This window comes from Vibrio genomosp. F10 str. 9ZD137, assembly GCF_049974785.1.
Taxonomy (GTDB): Bacteria; Pseudomonadota; Gammaproteobacteria; order Enterobacterales; family Vibrionaceae; genus Vibrio.
This window is the reverse complement of record NZ_JBNGCJ010000281.1, coordinates 1-624: the sequence shown is the minus strand read 5'-3', so window position 1 is coordinate 624 and position 624 is coordinate 1. Positions and strand designations below refer to the sequence as shown.

Sequence of the window (624 nt, the reverse complement as noted above, 5' to 3'; positions counted from 1 at the left end):
CGCCACTTAGTAAGGCGTTATGTGACCTAATCAAAAATCCGCAAGAGATGATAATTTAAGGATAATTATGTCTGATATTTACCTTCAACTCGCAGTTTCGGAGGATGCCCAGCTCCTGCAAGATTCGGCTTTAGCTGCATTTGCTGCTGATGTTGACAAATATGGTGCTTTTCCTCCAAATATCGAATCAAAAGAGTGGTTTAATTCAGAGGCTGGTAAAGGTAATTTTTTCAAAGTTTTATGTCACGGTGAATTCGCGGGTGCAATCTGTGTTGAGTGCGGTGACCAGTCCTCTATTGAAATTAAATATGTCTACATTGCGCAAAAGTATCAGAACCAACATATCGGTTCTGAAGTCATGCGTCTTATAGAGAATCAGTACAGCCATATTAAATATTGGTCTTTACTTACACCTTACAAGTCATATCGCAATCATCATTTTTATGAAAAGCTAGGGTACAAAAAGGTCGGTGAGTTTAAGCCTGATGCTTCTGATGAGTTTATGGTATTTGAGTATGCCAAAACTCTTATGTGCTAAACGGTTCACATAACAAGGCGTTTAAGGCGGATTCACAACGCTTGGTGATCTCGGTTCAAGTTAGGTTAAGTGTTTAAGGTACAATG

1 protein-coding gene is annotated in these 624 nt (G+C 39.1%); it reads left to right on the top strand.

All coding sequences use genetic code 11. The features are described 5' to 3' along the window. Positions 1-67 precede the first annotated feature (67 nt). On the top strand, positions 68-538 hold the full coding sequence (locus tag ACP45E_RS04815) for a GNAT family N-acetyltransferase (protein WP_017035879.1): 471 nt from the start codon (positions 68-70) through the stop codon (positions 536-538). The last annotated feature ends 86 nt before the right edge of the window (positions 539-624 follow it).

Bases quoted from the DNA above. Each gene is read 5' to 3' on its own strand.
- ACP45E_RS04815 (WP_017035879.1), top strand. From the start codon at position 68: ATGTCTGATATTTACCTTCAACTCGCAGTTTCGGAGGATGCCCAGCTC.